Source organism: Pseudomonas ficuserectae (genome assembly GCF_024584585.1).
Lineage (GTDB): Bacteria > Pseudomonadota > Gammaproteobacteria > Pseudomonadales > Pseudomonadaceae > Aquipseudomonas > Aquipseudomonas amygdali.
Genome location: NZ_CP085684.1, coordinates 5,602,514 through 5,616,620 on the forward strand (window position 1 = coordinate 5,602,514; position 14,107 = coordinate 5,616,620).

General features: G+C 58.3%; 14 protein-coding genes. 4 read left to right on the forward strand and 10 right to left on the reverse strand.

From position 1 onward, the window contains the following. Nucleotides 1–11: 11 nt before the first annotated feature. The 3 genes from dgcA to LJU29_RS25125 all read right to left on the reverse strand — a co-directional run bounded on the left by dgcA (nucleotide 12) and on the right by LJU29_RS25125 (nucleotide 3,679). Nucleotides 12–2,072 (reverse strand): dimethylglycine demethylation protein DgcA, encoded by a 2,061-nt coding sequence (gene dgcA, locus LJU29_RS25115; RefSeq protein ID WP_057423934.1) that lies wholly within the window; start codon nucleotides 2,070–2,072, stop codon nucleotides 12–14. Between the two features lie 15 nt (nucleotides 2,073–2,087). Further along, a complete protein-coding gene (locus tag LJU29_RS25120) occupies nucleotides 2,088–2,618 on the reverse strand; it encodes a DUF5943 domain-containing protein (protein WP_005747571.1) in 531 nt (176 codons plus the stop codon). An 83-nt stretch (nucleotides 2,619–2,701) separates the two neighbouring features. Next, nucleotides 2,702–3,679 carry a dipeptidase gene (locus tag LJU29_RS25125; protein WP_002555667.1) on the reverse strand — a complete coding sequence of 326 codons (978 nt, stop codon included), beginning with the start codon at nucleotides 3,677–3,679 and terminating at the stop codon, nucleotides 2,702–2,704. A gap of 228 nt (nucleotides 3,680–3,907) precedes the next feature. Between LJU29_RS25125 and LJU29_RS25130 the strand changes: the two genes are divergently transcribed. After that, nucleotides 3,908–4,318: a lysozyme inhibitor LprI family protein gene (locus LJU29_RS25130; RefSeq protein ID WP_002555668.1), complete on the forward strand. Its 411-nt coding sequence runs from the start codon at nucleotides 3,908–3,910 to the stop codon at nucleotides 4,316–4,318. A 55-nt stretch (nucleotides 4,319–4,373) separates the two neighbouring features. Beyond that, the gene (locus tag LJU29_RS25135) at nucleotides 4,374–4,793 is read left to right on the forward strand and encodes a DUF3010 family protein (RefSeq protein WP_003372607.1); all 420 of its coding nucleotides are present in this window, start codon (nucleotides 4,374–4,376) and stop codon (nucleotides 4,791–4,793) included. 201 nt (nucleotides 4,794–4,994) lie between these two features. On the opposite strand, the gene fba is transcribed toward LJU29_RS25135, so the two are convergent. From fba to tkt, 7 genes are all read right to left on the reverse strand, one after another. Beyond that, nucleotides 4,995–6,059 (reverse strand): class II fructose-bisphosphate aldolase, encoded by a 1,065-nt coding sequence (fba, locus tag LJU29_RS25140; RefSeq protein WP_004654897.1) that lies wholly within the window; start codon nucleotides 6,057–6,059, stop codon nucleotides 4,995–4,997. A gap of 114 nt (nucleotides 6,060–6,173) precedes the next feature. Then, nucleotides 6,174–6,500, reverse strand: a complete 327-nt coding sequence (locus LJU29_RS25145) for an MliC family protein (protein ID WP_002555692.1) — start codon at nucleotides 6,498–6,500, stop codon at nucleotides 6,174–6,176. Nucleotides 6,501–6,552: 52 nt separating this feature from the next. Beyond that, nucleotides 6,553–6,750 (reverse strand): hypothetical protein, encoded by a 198-nt coding sequence (locus LJU29_RS25150; protein ID WP_004654900.1) that lies wholly within the window; start codon nucleotides 6,748–6,750, stop codon nucleotides 6,553–6,555. 85 nt (nucleotides 6,751–6,835) lie between these two features. After that, complete coding sequence (locus LJU29_RS25155) at nucleotides 6,836–7,066, reverse strand: putative periplasmic lipoprotein (RefSeq protein ID WP_002555693.1); 231 nt, start codon at nucleotides 7,064–7,066, stop codon at nucleotides 6,836–6,838. Between the two features lie 27 nt (nucleotides 7,067–7,093). Next, nucleotides 7,094–8,257, reverse strand: a complete 1,164-nt coding sequence (locus tag LJU29_RS25160) for a phosphoglycerate kinase (RefSeq protein ID WP_005746919.1) — start codon at nucleotides 8,255–8,257, stop codon at nucleotides 7,094–7,096. A 22-nt stretch (nucleotides 8,258–8,279) separates the two neighbouring features. Then, a complete protein-coding gene (gene epd / locus LJU29_RS25165) occupies nucleotides 8,280–9,323 on the reverse strand; it encodes an erythrose-4-phosphate dehydrogenase (protein WP_005758200.1) in 1,044 nt (347 codons plus the stop codon). A 151-nt stretch (nucleotides 9,324–9,474) separates the two neighbouring features. After that, a complete protein-coding gene (gene tkt / locus LJU29_RS25170) occupies nucleotides 9,475–11,472 on the reverse strand; it encodes a transketolase (RefSeq protein ID WP_005734424.1) in 1,998 nt (665 codons plus the stop codon). A gap of 260 nt (nucleotides 11,473–11,732) precedes the next feature. Between tkt and LJU29_RS25175 the strand changes: the two genes are divergently transcribed. Together LJU29_RS25175 and metK are read left to right on the forward strand one after the other, a co-directional pair. Next, on the forward strand, nucleotides 11,733–12,728 hold the full coding sequence (locus LJU29_RS25175; protein WP_005746920.1) for an ArsR/SmtB family transcription factor: 996 nt from the start codon (nucleotides 11,733–11,735) through the stop codon (nucleotides 12,726–12,728). Nucleotides 12,729–12,748: 20 nt separating this feature from the next. Continuing rightward, nucleotides 12,749–13,939 carry a methionine adenosyltransferase gene (metK, locus tag LJU29_RS25180; RefSeq protein ID WP_002555698.1) on the forward strand — a complete coding sequence of 397 codons (1,191 nt, stop codon included), beginning with the start codon at nucleotides 12,749–12,751 and terminating at the stop codon, nucleotides 13,937–13,939. Nucleotides 13,940–14,107: the final 168 nt, after the last annotated feature.

Consider the following 14,107-nt stretch of genomic DNA (forward strand, 5'->3'; position numbering starts at 1 on the left):
TGTAGCTGTTCTCAAAAATCCTTGCACAGGCGCAAGCCGTCATAGATCGCTGCATGGGTATTGCGCTGCGCCACGCAGTCGCCGATACGGAACAGCAGGTAACCGTCGCCCGGCTGGCTCAATGAAGGCTGAGGCTGAATGGCGAACAGGGCATCGATGTCGATCTGTCCCTTGTTGCGCGAGCCTTCCTTGAGCGCGTAATAAATCGCTTCGTCCGGACGCACGCCGTTTTCCACCACCACTTGATCGACCACTCGCTCTTCCCTGGCACCGGTGTATTCGTTCTCCAGCACCGCCACCAGATTGTCGCCCTCGCGATAGACCTTTTCCAGCATCATGTCGCCGGTCATGATCACCTCCTTGGGGTACATGCTGCGGTAGTAGGTCGGGAACGAGGTTCCGCCAATTGCCACGCCCGGCTTGATGTCATCGGTGACGATTTCGACCTGGCTGCCCTTGTCGGCCAGATAGTCGGCTACCGACATGCCGGTGAACTCGCAGATGGTGTCGTAGACCAGCACGTTCTTGCCCGGCGCAACTTTGCCATCCAGCACGTCCCAGCTGCTGACCACCAACCCCTCGGCAGCGCCCCAGTGTTCGTTCTGCTCCAGAAACGGATGACCGCCCACCGCCAGCACCACGATGTCTGGGCGCAGGTCGAGGATGGTTGCTGCATCGGCCGCAACGCCTAGACGCAAATCTACTTTCAGGCGCGCCAGCTCCAGCTGGAACCAGCGCGTAATACCGGCAATCTGGTCGCGCTGCGGTGCCTTGGACGCGGTAGTGATCTGCCCGCCAATGAATTCCTTCTTCTCGAACAGAGTCACGTCATGGCCACGCTCGGCAGATACCCGAGCCGCTTCCATACCGGCAGGACCGGCACCGACTACCACGACCTTGCGTTTCGGCCCAGTGGACTTTTCGATGATGTGCGGCACGCCCATGTATTCGCGGGACGTCGCAGCGTTCTGGATGCACAACACATCCAGCCCCTGATACTGGCGGTCGATGCAGTAGTTGGCACCGACGCACTGTTTGATCTGATCGATCTGGCCCATCTTGATCTTGGCGATCAGGTGCGGGTCGGCAATGTGCGCGCGGGTCATGCCGACCATGTCGACATAGCCGCCTTCCAGAATTCGCGTTGCCTGGTTCGGGTCCTTGATGTTCTGCGCGTGCAGCACCGGGGCCTTGACCACTTCCTTGATCCCGGCCGCCAGGTGCAAAAACGGCTCCGGTGGATAACTCATGTTCGGAATGACGTTGGCCAGGGTGTTGTGGGTGTCGCAACCCGAGCCCACCACGCCGATGAAATCGATCATGCCGGTGTCGTCGTAATACTTGGCGATCTGCTTCATGTCCTCGTGACTGAGGCCATCGGGGTGGAACTCGTCGCCACAGATGCGCAGGCCCACACAAAAGTCGGGGCCGACCTCCTTGCGCACCGCCTTGATAACTTCCAGACCAAAGCGCATGCGGTTCTCGAAACTGCCGCCCCATTCATCCGTGCGCTTGTTGACCCTCGGGCTCCAGAACTGGTCGATCATGTGCTGGTGCACCGCCGACAACTCGACCCCGTCCAGCCCACCTGCCTTGGCACGCGCCGCTGCGCTGGCGTAGTTGCCGATCACTCGCCAGATCTCCTCCGGCTCAATGGTCTTGCAAGTCGCACGGTGTACCGGCTCGCGAATGCCTGACGGCGACATCAGGGTCGGCCAGTGATCACCATCCCAGCGCGAGCGACGGCCCATGTGAGTAATCTGGATCATGATCTTGGCGCCGTGCTTGTGCATGGCGTCGGCGAGGTTCTGGAAGTGCGGGATGATTCTGTCGGTGGCCAGATTGACCGATTTCCACCAGCCTTGCGGGCTGTCGATGGCGACACTTGATGAGCCGCCGCAGATGGCCAGACCGATACCGCCCTTGGCCTTCTCTTCGTAGTACTTCACATACCGGTCGGTGGTCATACCGCCGTCTGTGGCATAAACCTCAGCGTGCGCGGTACTCAACACACGGTTACGGATTGTAAGTTTGCCAATCTGGATCGGCTGGAACATCGCTTCGAAAGCCATAACGCGATCCTCGATTTACAGCGGCTTGACTACAAACAGTCCGTCGTCGTGACCTTCTTCGGAGCCACCGTAAACCTGTTCGGCTACGGTACGGATCGAGCTGCCGCTGGCGGCGAGTATCTGGTCCATCGCCCCGGCAAACCAGCCGGTGAACATGTAGTCGACCTTGCGTCCGACCTTGCCGTAGACATACACGAAACAGGAGTGCTCAAGCTTCACGCTGGCGGTGCCTTTTTCGATATCGATGTCCTGAATCTTGAACAGCCCCCAGCCGCGTTGCGACAGACGCTTCATGTAGTGCTCGAACACGGCAACACCTTGCAGGCCGTGGCATTCGGCTTCTTTTTCACACCAGTGCCAAGCAGACTTGTAACCGGCTTTGTAGAGAATTTCAGCGTAGGCATCGGCACCCAGCACTTCTTCGATGCCCATGTGGTTGTTGACGAAAAAGTGCCGGGGCACATAGAGCATCGGCAACGCATCGGAGGTCCAGACGCCGGTTTCGCTGTCGACTTCAATAGGCAGTTGCGGGGCGATTTTAGCCATGGGGTCAAACTCCAGATGATTCGGGTTACACCCACCGCCTGAAAGGCCGCGGGGGTTCAATTCGATAAGGTGTGGCTGGCGGATTACTCGCCCCAGACGTCGGCCAGTACGTTGACCCAGTTCTCGCCCATGATCTTGCGCACCACGCGCTCGGAATGACCGCGCTTGAGCAATGTTTCAGTCAGATTGGGAAACTCGCCCACGGTGCGGATGCCCAGCGGGTTGATGATCTTGCCGAAGCTGGTCAGACGGCGGGCATAGCCCTTGTCGTGGGTCAGGTATTCAAAAAAGTCCTGACCGTGCCCCTGGGTAAAGTCAGTACCAATGCCGATGGCATCTTCACCCACGATGTTCATCACGTATTCGATGGCTTCGGCGTAATCGTCGATGGTCGAATCGATGCCCTTGGCCAGAAACGGCGCGAACATGGTCACGCCCACAAAGCCGCCGTGGTCGGCAATAAACTTCAGTTCAGCGTCGGATTTGTTGCGCGGATGCTCTTTGAGGCCTGAAGGCAGGCAGTGGGAATAGCAGACCGGCTTTTTCGATTCGAGAATGACTTCTTCCGAGGTTTTCGAACCCACGTGGGACAGGTCGCACATCACTCCGACACGGTTCATTTCAGCGACGATCTCACGACCGAAACCCGACAGCCCGCCGTCACGTTCGTAGCAGCCGGTGCCGACCAGGTTCTGGGTGTTGTAGCACATCTGCACGATGCCGACGCCCAGTTGCTTGAAGATCTCGACGTAGCCGATCTGGTCTTCATAGGCATGCGCATTCTGGAAGCCGAAGAGGATGCCGGTCTTGCCCAGTTCCTTGGCCTTGCGAATGTCTGCGGTGGTGTGCACCGGCATGACCAGGTCGCTGTTTTCGCGCATCAGTTTCTGGCTGCTGCAGATGCTATTGATAGTGGCCTGGAAGCCTTCCCATACCGACACCGTGCAGTTGGCCATGGTCAGGCCGCCCTTGCGCATGTCTTCAAACAGCTCGCGGTTCCACTTGGCGATGATCAGCCCGTCAATAACGATGCTGTCGGCGTGCAATTCGGCTGGGCTCATCAGGCTGTCCCCTTTTTTGATTCCGGCGCGCCGAATCGGCTGTCGGCGCTAATGGGGTCAGCATATGCCGGAGGGTCGCGTGAACCGGGTGCAAAAACGACAGGGGGTTTGCCGAAAGCGTCAAGATGCGACAAAGGGTGACGGCGTGTCGCCCCACGATGTCGTAAACCTGTTCATTGTCTCGCGCTTGAGACAGAATCCAGCGTATCAATGGATCGGAGCGACTCGATGAAAACGTTTTTGCTGACCCTGGCCCTGATGGCAACGGCTGTGACAGGCGTACAGGCTGCTCAGAACCCGGATGTCTCGCCTTGCGACGGTGTTGACGATGACAAGCAGACTCTGGAGTGCTCGGTTTACAGCCGCACGACTGCAGAAGAATTGCTCAAGGAAAATTTCAACAACCTGCTCAAGCGTGTTCAGTCCCAGTTCGTTGCCAACAAGACGCAATTCAACGACTTTACCAGCAAACTCAAGACCGCTCAGCAAGCCTGGGAGAAGCTGCGTGACGCAGATTGCGCCGTTGAAGTCTTCCCTTCTGCGGCAGGCAGCAAAGCATTCACCATCAGTGAAAACGACTGCATTGCGCGCATGAGCGACGAGCGCTCGGAGTACCTGGAGTCGATTGCACAGGAATAACGTCTACGATGAGATAACCTGCTTCTTTATATGAACGAGCTCATCAGGTTTTCTCATGATTATTTGCGGTGTAGAAATCAAAGGCAGCGAAGCCATATTCGCCCTTGCCACTCGACGTAATGGCGGCATCGAGCACTTGCCGCTCGCCACCAAGAAGCTTGCGCTGGAGGACGATGACGAGGCCGCCAACGTCAAAGCCTTCTCCACGCAACTCGCCGGTTTCGTACGTGAAAACGGCATCAGCCATGTGGTTATCAAGAAGCGCAGCAAGAAAGGCGAATTCGCTGGCGGCCCGACCACGTTCAAGATCGAAACCATCTTTCAACTGATGTCTGATTGCAACGTGGTGCTGATCTCGCCGCAGACCGTCAATGCGCAGAACAAGAAACACACCTTCGCCCTGCCCGACACCCTGAACAAGTATCAGCACGAAGCGTACAAGGCGGCGTGTGCGGGTGTGATGAAGAGCGTTTAAGCCTTTCGAGAGAGGACGCAGAGCGTCCGGAACGGCATGCGACGCAGAGCGTCGCACGATAGCGGGGATTATCGTTCCTCACGCTCCAGCGTGGGAATGCAGTTCGTGACGCTCCGCGTCACATTCATTCGCCGCGCAGTTACTTTTGACCCGACATAAAAAAACCCGCATTTCTGCGGTTTTTTTCAATGCGCAATCAACTCAGTTGATCTTGGCATCCAGCTCGCCACGCGCGTAGCGTTCGAACATGGCGTCCAGGGAGATCGGTTTGATCTTCGAGGCGTTGCCAGCGGTGCCGAAGGCTTCGTAGCGCGCGATGCACACGTCACGCATGGCCGAGACGGTTTTGGCCAGATACTTGCGCGGGTCGAACTCGCTTGGGTTTTTAGCCATGAATTCGCGGATGGCACCGGTAGAGGCCAGACGCAGGTCGGTATCGATGTTGACCTTGCGCACGCCGTGCTTGATGCCTTCAACGATTTCTTCGACCGGTACACCGTAGGTTTCTTTGATGTCGCCGCCGAACTCGTTGATGATCTTCAGCCATTCCTGTGGAACAGACGAGGAACCGTGCATCACCAGATGAGTGTTAGGGATGCGCTTGTGGATCTCTTTAATACGCTCGATCGCCAGGATGTCACCGGTAGGCGGCTTGGTGAACTTGTACGCACCGTGGCTGGTGCCAATGGCAATGGCCAGAGCATCGACCTGGGTGCGCTTGACGAAGTCAGCCGCTTCTTCAGGATCGGTCAGCATCTGGCTGTGGTCCAGAACGCCTTCCGCGCCAACACCATCTTCTTCACCGGCCATACCGGTTTCCAGCGAACCCAGCACGCCCAGCTCACCTTCCACGGAAACGCCGCAGGCGTGAGCAAAGGACACTACGCGACGGGTAACGTCGACGTTGTAGTCGTAATCGGCTGGGGACTTGCCGTCTTCACGCAGCGAGCCGTCCATCATCACCGAGCTGAAGCCCAGCTGGATCGAGCGCTGGCAGATGTCAGGGCTGGTACCGTGGTCCTGGTGCATGACCACCGGGATGTGCGGGAATTCTTCGATCGCGGCGAGAATCAGGTGACGCAGAAACGGCGCACCGGCGTATTTGCGGGCACCGGCAGAAGCCTGGACGATCACCGGGGAGTCGGTCTTGTCGGCCGCTTCCATAATGGCGCGCATCTGTTCCAGGTTGTTTACGTTGAAAGCTGGAACGCCGTAGCCGAATTCGGCTGCGTGGTCCAACATCTGGCGCATGCTGATAAGTGCCATTGTCTGTCTCTCTCCCGGTAGGGTCGTTAATCGAGCAAGCCTGCCGTAGTGGCGGCTGCCATTCAAGTTATAAGCTCAGCCACGAAGGCTGTGCGTGTGTGCCCGAGATCCGACTTATCTGGCCTTGCAGCCGCGACCGATCAGATCGTTGGTAGCGTCCCAATAGATCAGGCCCTCGCTACCCTTGTTGACGAATGCCAACACATTGTTGCTGTAAAGCGTTCCGCTGGCAGCGCCGGGTTCAGCCTTGAGCCTGAACACCTGATCGCTTTGATTCAGACGAACATCGACTTCCTTTTTGGCCGAATCGATGTAGCGCCAGTTGACCTCTGCATTGCTGTCACACACCCAACGGTTCCAGGGGTCATTGTGCTGCGATGTGCTCAGGCTCGAACAACCGCCAAGCACTGCCAAAACCCCAAGGGCAATCACGCGTCTCATTACATCTCCTGGCTGCCCTGCGAAACGCGGTGTATGCCGGTCGTCTCAACTGTCAGGGGCAGTTCTGTTCCTGTTTACGGTCGTCGGCCGGCTCACCCGTTACATGTGCCTCGACCCGTTGACTGTTTTCAGTCGTCGGCACATTCACAGAGGCCGGGCTGAATATCTGACAGGTCTTGGCATGTGAGCCAGAACCGGTACAACCAGCCAATACAACGCAGCTCATCAGAGCCAGGGCAGCGATCTTCATGGCGAAACTCCTTTGCCGGAAAAATATCCACTCTTTAAAGACCGCCCAAGCCCGTCAATGTTGCCAAACGGATTTCAGACCTGGCTCACAAACATCCTACATTGCCTGTTCTGGGCATGAACTCGTAACGATCCCATGCCTGCGGACCGCCACGCTTGTAGATGACCGGCACCGTTTCGGCCTGCCAGCCCGCCTGATAACAGCTTAACTGGAGCGGTTGGCTCGGGGAGTCGCTCTCCACCTCTTCAACCGCAGGTTTGCCCGCGCAACCGGCCAGCAAACCTGCGATGAGAAACCACGGTAACGCCCTGACCATTGACCACTCCTTGTCCAAAGCTTTCATTCAAGCCTTGGCGCGTTGTTCGAGCACTTCTACCGCTGGCAGAACCTTGCCTTCCACGAACTCGAGGAATGCACCGCCACCGGTCGAAATGTAGGAAATCTGTTCTGCAACACCATACTTGTCGATGGCCGCCAGTGTGTCGCCACCGCCCGCGATGGAGAACGCCTGGCTTTCGCCAATGGCCTTGGCCAGCGTTTTGGTACCTTCACCAAACTGATCGAATTCAAACACGCCGACTGGACCGTTCCACAGGATAGTCCCGGAAGATTTCAGTAATTCGGCGAAATGCGCAGCAGTTTGCGGGCCAATATCCAGAATCATGTCGTCGTCGGCCACGTCAGCGATCAGCTTGACGGTTGCAGTGGCGCTCTCGGCGAATTCCTTGGCAACCACCACGTCAGTCGGCAATGGCACGCTGACCTTGGCGGCAATGGCACGCGCGGTATCGAGCAGGTCAGGTTCGTACAGCGATTTACCGACCTTGTGACCCGCTGCGGCCAGGAAGGTATTGGCAATGCCACCGCCGACGATCAACTGATTGCAGATGCCGCTCAGGCTGTTGAGTACGTCAAGCTTGGTGGACACCTTGGAGCCGGCAACGATGGCAGTCATCGGCTGAGCCGGAGCGCCCAAGGCCTTGCCCAGCGCTTCAAGCTCGGCGGCCAGCAACGGGCCTGCCGCTGCCACTTTGGCGAATTTGGCAACGCCGTGGGTCGAGCCCTCGGCACGGTGAGCGGTACCGAAAGCGTCCATCACGAACACGTCGCACAGGGCCGCATATTTCTGTGCCAGCTCGTCGGCGTTCTTTTTCTCACCCTTGTTGAAGCGAACGTTCTCGAACAGCACGACATCGCCGGCCTTGACGTCAACGCCGTTCAGATAATCGGCAACCAGCGGAACATCACGACCCAATGCCTTGCTCAGGTACTCGGCAACCGGCTTGAGGCTGTTTTCAGCAGAGAACTCGCCCTCGGTCGGACGACCCAGGTGTGAGCAGACCATGACGGCCGCGCCTTTTTCCAACGCCAGCCTGATGGTCGGCAGCGAGGCAAGAATACGTGCATCACTGCTGACAACGCCGTCCTTTACCGGGACATTGAGGTCTTCGCGGATCAGTACACGTTTACCTTGCAGATCGAGGTCGGTCATCTTCAAGACGGTCATGAGCATTCCTGTTTTTTTACTGTTATTGGTCAGCGACGCGCAGAAAGTGATCGGCGACGTCGAGCATTCGGTTGGCAAAACCCCACTCGTTATCGAACCAGGCCAGCAGATTGACCAGCCTGGGACCGGAAACGCGGGTCTGACTCGCATCGACAATCGCCGAATGCGGGTCATGGTTGAAATCGCAGCTGGCGTGCGGCAACTCAGTGTAGGCCAGCAGCCCCTTGAGCGGGCCGCTGGTGGCGGCCTCACGCAAAATACGGTTGATCTCGACAGCGTCGGTGTCTCGCGACATTTGCAGCGTAATGTCCAGGCAAGACACATTGACGGTCGGAACACGAACAGCTTTGGCCTGAATTCGGCCGGCAAGTTCCGGAAGCAGCCGCTCGATTCCGCGCGCCAGACCGGTGGACACCGGAATGATCGACTGAAACGCCGAGCGCGTACGGCGCAGATCTTCGTGGTGATAGGCGTCGATTACCGGCTGATCATTCATTGCCGAATGGATGGTCGTGATGGTGATGTACTCAAGGCCGATGGCCTGATCCAGCAGACGCAGCAGCGGCACACTGCAATTGGTGGTACACGACGCTGCGGAGACCAGTAATTCCCGGCCAGTCAACTTCTGCTGGTTGACACCGAACACGACAGTGGCGTCGACATCCCGCTCGCTGGCCATCGGCTGAGAGAACAGCACCTTCGGCGCACCGGCATTCAGAAAGCGCTGGCCGTCTTCGCGAGTGTTGTAGACACCGGAACACTCAAGCACAAGATCGACCTCCAGCCCGGCCCAGTCGATACCTTCCGGTGTCGCGCTGCGCAGGACCTTGATCCGGTGATCATTGATATGCAGGTATTGCCCCTCGACCCGCACTTCGCCGGGAAACCGGCCGTGTGTGGAGTCAAAGCGCGTGAGGTATTCGAGACTGGCCATGTCGGCCAGATCATTGATGGCAACCACTTCAAACCCGGCCTTGGCCCCCCGCTCACACAGTGCGCGAACAACACAACGACCAATACGGCCGTAACCGTTCAGAGCAACTTTGTAAGGGCGGGGCTGGGGCATGAAGTTTTCGCCAGGGAATAACAGTCATGTGGGAGCGGACTTGTCCGCGAATGGCGGCACTCGGTGCAGCTGATTTACCGGGTTGCTACATTCGCGAGCAAGGCGGATCGCCGCCCCGGTCGCTCCCACAACATCAACATTACATAGCTGATCAGTCTTCGAGCAGCTCTTCAGCCGTGCTCAAGACGTTTTCCAGCGTAAAGCCGAACTCTTCGAACAAGGCTGACGCAGGGGCCGACTCGCCGAACGTGGTCATGCCGATCACGCGACCTTCCAGACCCACGTATTTGTACCAGTAGTCGGCGTGAGCCGCTTCGATGGCAATACGTGCACTGACCTGCAGTGGCAGAACAGCCTGCTTGTAGGCCGCATCCTGAGCTTCGAAGATGCTGGTGCATGGCATGGAGACCACACGAACGTTGCGACCCTGCTCGGTCAGCTTGTCATACGCCTGCACAGCCAGACCGACTTCCGAACCAGTCGCGATCAGGATCAGCTCAGGCTCTGCAGCGCAGTCACGCAGTACATAGCCGCCACGGGCAATGGCATCTATTTGCTGCTGTTCACGCGCTTGGTGAGTCAGGTTCTGACGCGAGAAAATCAATGCGGATGGACCGTCATTGCGCTCGATGGCGTGTTTCCAGGCCACGGCCGATTCCACGGCATCTGCCGGACGCCAGGTGTCCAGGTTCGGCGTGGTACGCAGGCTGGTCAGTTGCTCGATCGGCTGGTGAGTCGGGCCGTCTTCGCCCAGACCGATGGAGTCGTGGGTGAATACGTAGATCACGCGCTTCTTCATCAGCGAGGCCATACGCACCGCGTTGCGAGCGTATTCCATGAAGATCAGGAAGGTTGCGCCGTACGGCACGAAGCCGCCGTGCAGGGCGATACCGTTCATCATGGCGCCCATACCGAACTCACGAACACCGTAGTGCAGGTAGTTGCCGTTGGGGTCTTCGCCAGTGATGCTCTTGCAGCCTTTCCAGATGGTCAGGTTGGAGCCGGCCAGGTCGGCCGAGCCACCGAGAATTTCCGGCAGCAACGGGCCCAGTGCGCTCAGGGCGTTCTGACTGGCCTTACGGCTGGCGATGGTTTCGCCTTTGGCGTTGACTTCGGCGACATAAGCAGCGGATTTCTCTGCAAAGTCAGCAGGCAACTCGCCGCTCATGCGACGAATGAAGTCGTTGGCCAGCTCAGGGAAAGCGGCGGAATAGGCAGCAAAGCGCTGATCCCACTCGGCTTCGGCAGCCAGGCCTTTTTCTTTCGCATTCCACTCGGCGTAGATATCAGCCGGAATTTCGAAAGGACCGTGGTTCCATTTCAGGGCCGCACGGGTCAGGGCGATTTCGTCCGCACCCAGCGGCGCACCGTGGGATTCTTCCTTGCCCTGCTTGTTAGGCGAGCCAAAGCCGATGGTGGTCTTGCAGCAGATCAGCGTCGGCTTGTCGCTCTTGCGCGCGGTGTCGATGGCGGTCTTGATTTCTTCAGGGTCATGACCGTCGACATTGCGGATAACCAACCAGCCGTAGGACTCGAAGCGCTTCGGCGTATCGTCGGTAAACCAGCCTTCGACTTCGCCATCAATGGAGATGCCATTGTCGTCGTAGAACGCAATCAGCTTGTCCAGTTGCAACGTGCCGGCCAGGGAAGCGACTTCGTGGGAAATACCTTCCATCATGCAGCCATCACCCATAAACACGTAGGTATGGTGATCAACGATGGAATGGCCTGGACGGTTGAACTGTGCGGCGAGGGTTTTCTCGGCAGCGGCAAAACCGACGGCGTTGGCAAAACCCTGACCCAATGGGCCAGTGGTGGTTTCAACGCCTGGGGTATAGCCAAACTCGGGGTGACCCGGTGTGCGGCTGTGCAGTTGACGGAAGTTTTTCAGGTCGTCGATGGACAGGTCGTAGCCGGTCAGGTGCAGCAACGAATAGACCAGCATCGAACCATGGCCGTTTGACATGATGAAACGGTCACGGTCAGCGAACGCGGGGTTTGCCGGGTTGTGCTTGAGATAATCACGCCACAGAACCTCGGCGATATCCGCCATGCCCATCGGGGCACCCGGATGGCCGCTGTTGGCTTTTTGCACGGCATCCATGCTTAGGGCACGAATAGCATTGGCACGCTCACGACGGCTTGGCATCGCTGATCTCCTGGGAATTGTAAAATTAGGATCGGAAAAAAGACGGCCATTTTCCCTCAGGGACAGGCCGGGGGCAATCACAGATAGTCGACCATAGGCTTTTTTCCGGGGTTACGGACATTATTTGCCCTGTAAAGACTGGATTACCCATCAGCGCAACAAGTTCAGAATGCCTGACCGGTGCCACCCATCCAGCCAATATCAAAACTTTTTGATATTGCCCTTGCAGCGCTCCGGATCGCTCTCTAGACTGCGCAGCTATGAACCTGCGTGTACCTGCCATTCGCCATGATGCATGCGACGACCTCTCTGCATTGTGCAAGGCCGGCGGCGATCCCTTGCGGCTCAACGTACTGCGTGTGCTGACCAACGATTCGTTCGGCGTGCTTGAGCTGGCGCAGATTTTTGCCATTGGTCAGTCCGGCATGAGCCATCACCTCAAGGTGCTGGCTCAGGCGGATCTGGTTGCAACGCGGCGTGAAGGCAACGCGATTTTCTACCGTCGCGCCCTGCCCCACACTGAATTGCCGGGTGGCAGGCTGCATGCGGCGCTGCTCGATGAAGTGGACACCCTGAACCTGCCGGACGACGTACAGAGCCGCATAGGCCTGGTGCATCGACAACGTGCACTGGCCAGCCAGGATTTCTTTGCCCGTACTGCCGAAAAGTTTCGTGCCCAGCAAGACCTGATCGCCGGTCTGGCGCAGTACAGCGAAAGCCTGCTGACATTGCTCGACAAACTGAGCTTCGGCGCGCAGGCAACGGCGCTGGAAGTAGGCCCCGGCGACGGCGGCTTTCTGCCAGAGCTGGCCCGGCGCTTCCGCCAGGTTATCGCGATGGACAACAGCCCGGTGATGCTGGACCTGGCGCGTGGCGTCTGCGAGCGCAAGGCGCTGGCTAACGTTGAGCTGAGGCTGGCCGATGCACTGACGGACGCTAAAGTCAGTGCCGACTGCGTCGTCCTCAACATGGTGCTGCATCATTTCGCAGTCCCGGCCCAGGCCCTGAGGCAACTGGCCGAACACGTAAAACCCGGCGGTAGTTTGCTGGTAACAGAATTGTGTAGTCATGACCAGAGCTGGGCCAGGGAGGCCTGTGGCGATCTCTGGTTAGGTTTCGAGCAGGAAGACCTGGCCCGTTGGGCCATCGCTGCGGGGCTAGTTCCCGGGGAAAGCCTCTATGTAGGCTTACGTAATGGTTTCCAGATCCAGGTTCGCCATTTTCAGCGACCGGCTGGCGACACTCACCATCGGTAAAATGAAGGAAACCCGTAGAGATGAGCGAATATTCACTTTTCACCTCCGAGTCCGTATCCGAAGGGCATCCGGACAAGATCGCCGACCAGATTTCCGACGCGGTTCTGGACGCTATCATCGCTGAAGACAAATACGCCCGTGTAGCGTGCGAAACACTGGTCAAGACCGGTGTCGCAATCATCGCTGGCGAAGTGTCGACTTCGGCCTGGGTCGATCTGGAAGACATCGTGCGTAACGTCATCCTCGACATCGGCTACAACAGCTCCGACGTCGGTTTCGACGGCGCGACTTGCGGCGTGATGAACATCATCGGCAAACAGTCGGTAGACATCGCCCAAGGCGTTGACCGCAGCAAGCCTGAAGATCAGGGCGCTGGCGACCAGGGCCTGATGTTCGGCTACGCCAGCAACGAAACCGACGTGCTGATGCCAGCACCGATCACCTTCTCTCACCAATTGGTGCAGCGTCAGGCCGAAGCGCGTAAATCCGGCCTGCTGCCGTGGCTGCGCCCGGATGCAAAATCCCAGGTTACCTGCCGTTACGAAAACGGCAAGGTTGTCGGCGTCGACGCCATCGTACTGTCGACTCAGCACAACCCGGATGTGTCCTACAAGGACCTGCGCGAAGGCGTGATGGAACTGATCGTCAAGCACGTCATCCCTGCGCACCTGCTGCACAAGGACACCCAGTTCCACATCAACCCGACCGGCAACTTCATCATCGGTGGCCCGGTAGGTGACTGTGGCCTGACCGGCCGTAAAATCATCGTCGACACCTACGGCGGCATGGCCCGTCACGGTGGCGGTGCATTCTCCGGCAAGGACCCATCGAAGGTTGACCGTTCGGCTGCTTACGCAGGTCGTTACGTGGCCAAGAATATCGTGGCTGCCGGTCTGGCCGAGCGTTGCGAAATTCAGGTGTCCTACGCTATCGGCGTGGCACAGCCGACGTCGATCTCGCTGAACACCTTCGGCACCGGCAAGCTGTCCGACGACAAGATCATCAAGCTGGTCCGCGACAACTTCGACCTGCGCCCATACGCCATCACCACCATGCTCGACCTGCTGCACCCGATGTACCAGGCCACTGCGGCCTACGGCCACTTCGGCCGTACCCCGGTCGAAATGACCGTTGGCGATGACACCTTCACCGCCTTCACCTGGGAAAAAACCGACCGCGCCGACGCCCTGCGCGCAGCTGCCGGCCTGTAAAAACCCAGAAAAAAGCCCCGGACGACCTGGTCGTTCGGGGCTTTTTTTCGTCTGGCGATTATCGTGCGACGCTCCGCGTCGCATGCCGTTCTGGACGCTCTGCGTCCGATCTTGAATGCGCGGCGCGGCACAGATCTGTGACGCGGAGCGTCACGCACTGCATTCCGA

What these genes read in the sequence shown, in the direction of transcription:
- LJU29_RS25125 (WP_002555667.1), bottom strand. Translation starts at nt 3,679, where the DNA reads ATGAGCCCAGCCGAATTGCACGCCGACAGCATCGTTATTGACGGGCTG.
- tkt (WP_005734424.1), bottom strand. Translation starts at nt 11,472, where the DNA reads ATGCCAAGCCGTCGTGAGCGTGCCAATGCTATTCGTGCCCTAAGCATG.
- LJU29_RS25135 (WP_003372607.1), top strand. Translation starts at nt 4,374, where the DNA reads ATGATTATTTGCGGTGTAGAAATCAAAGGCAGCGAAGCCATATTCGCC.
- LJU29_RS25155 (WP_002555693.1), bottom strand. Translation starts at nt 7,066, where the DNA reads ATGGTCAGGGCGTTACCGTGGTTTCTCATCGCAGGTTTGCTGGCCGGT.
- fba (WP_004654897.1), bottom strand. Translation starts at nt 6,059, where the DNA reads ATGGCACTTATCAGCATGCGCCAGATGTTGGACCACGCAGCCGAATTC.
- dgcA (WP_057423934.1), bottom strand. Translation starts at nt 2,072, where the DNA reads ATGGCTTTCGAAGCGATGTTCCAGCCGATCCAGATTGGCAAACTTACA.
- LJU29_RS25175 (WP_005746920.1), top strand. Translation starts at nt 11,733, where the DNA reads ATGAACCTGCGTGTACCTGCCATTCGCCATGATGCATGCGACGACCTC.
- LJU29_RS25150 (WP_004654900.1), bottom strand. Translation starts at nt 6,750, where the DNA reads ATGAAGATCGCTGCCCTGGCTCTGATGAGCTGCGTTGTATTGGCTGGT.
- LJU29_RS25120 (WP_005747571.1), bottom strand. Translation starts at nt 2,618, where the DNA reads ATGGCTAAAATCGCCCCGCAACTGCCTATTGAAGTCGACAGCGAAACC.
- epd (WP_005758200.1), bottom strand. Translation starts at nt 9,323, where the DNA reads ATGCCCCAGCCCCGCCCTTACAAAGTTGCTCTGAACGGTTACGGCCGT.
- LJU29_RS25160 (WP_005746919.1), bottom strand. Translation starts at nt 8,257, where the DNA reads ATGACCGTCTTGAAGATGACCGACCTCGATCTGCAAGGTAAACGTGTA.
- metK (WP_002555698.1), top strand. Translation starts at nt 12,749, where the DNA reads ATGAGCGAATATTCACTTTTCACCTCCGAGTCCGTATCCGAAGGGCAT.
- LJU29_RS25130 (WP_002555668.1), top strand. Translation starts at nt 3,908, where the DNA reads ATGAAAACGTTTTTGCTGACCCTGGCCCTGATGGCAACGGCTGTGACA.
- LJU29_RS25145 (WP_002555692.1), bottom strand. Translation starts at nt 6,500, where the DNA reads ATGAGACGCGTGATTGCCCTTGGGGTTTTGGCAGTGCTTGGCGGTTGT.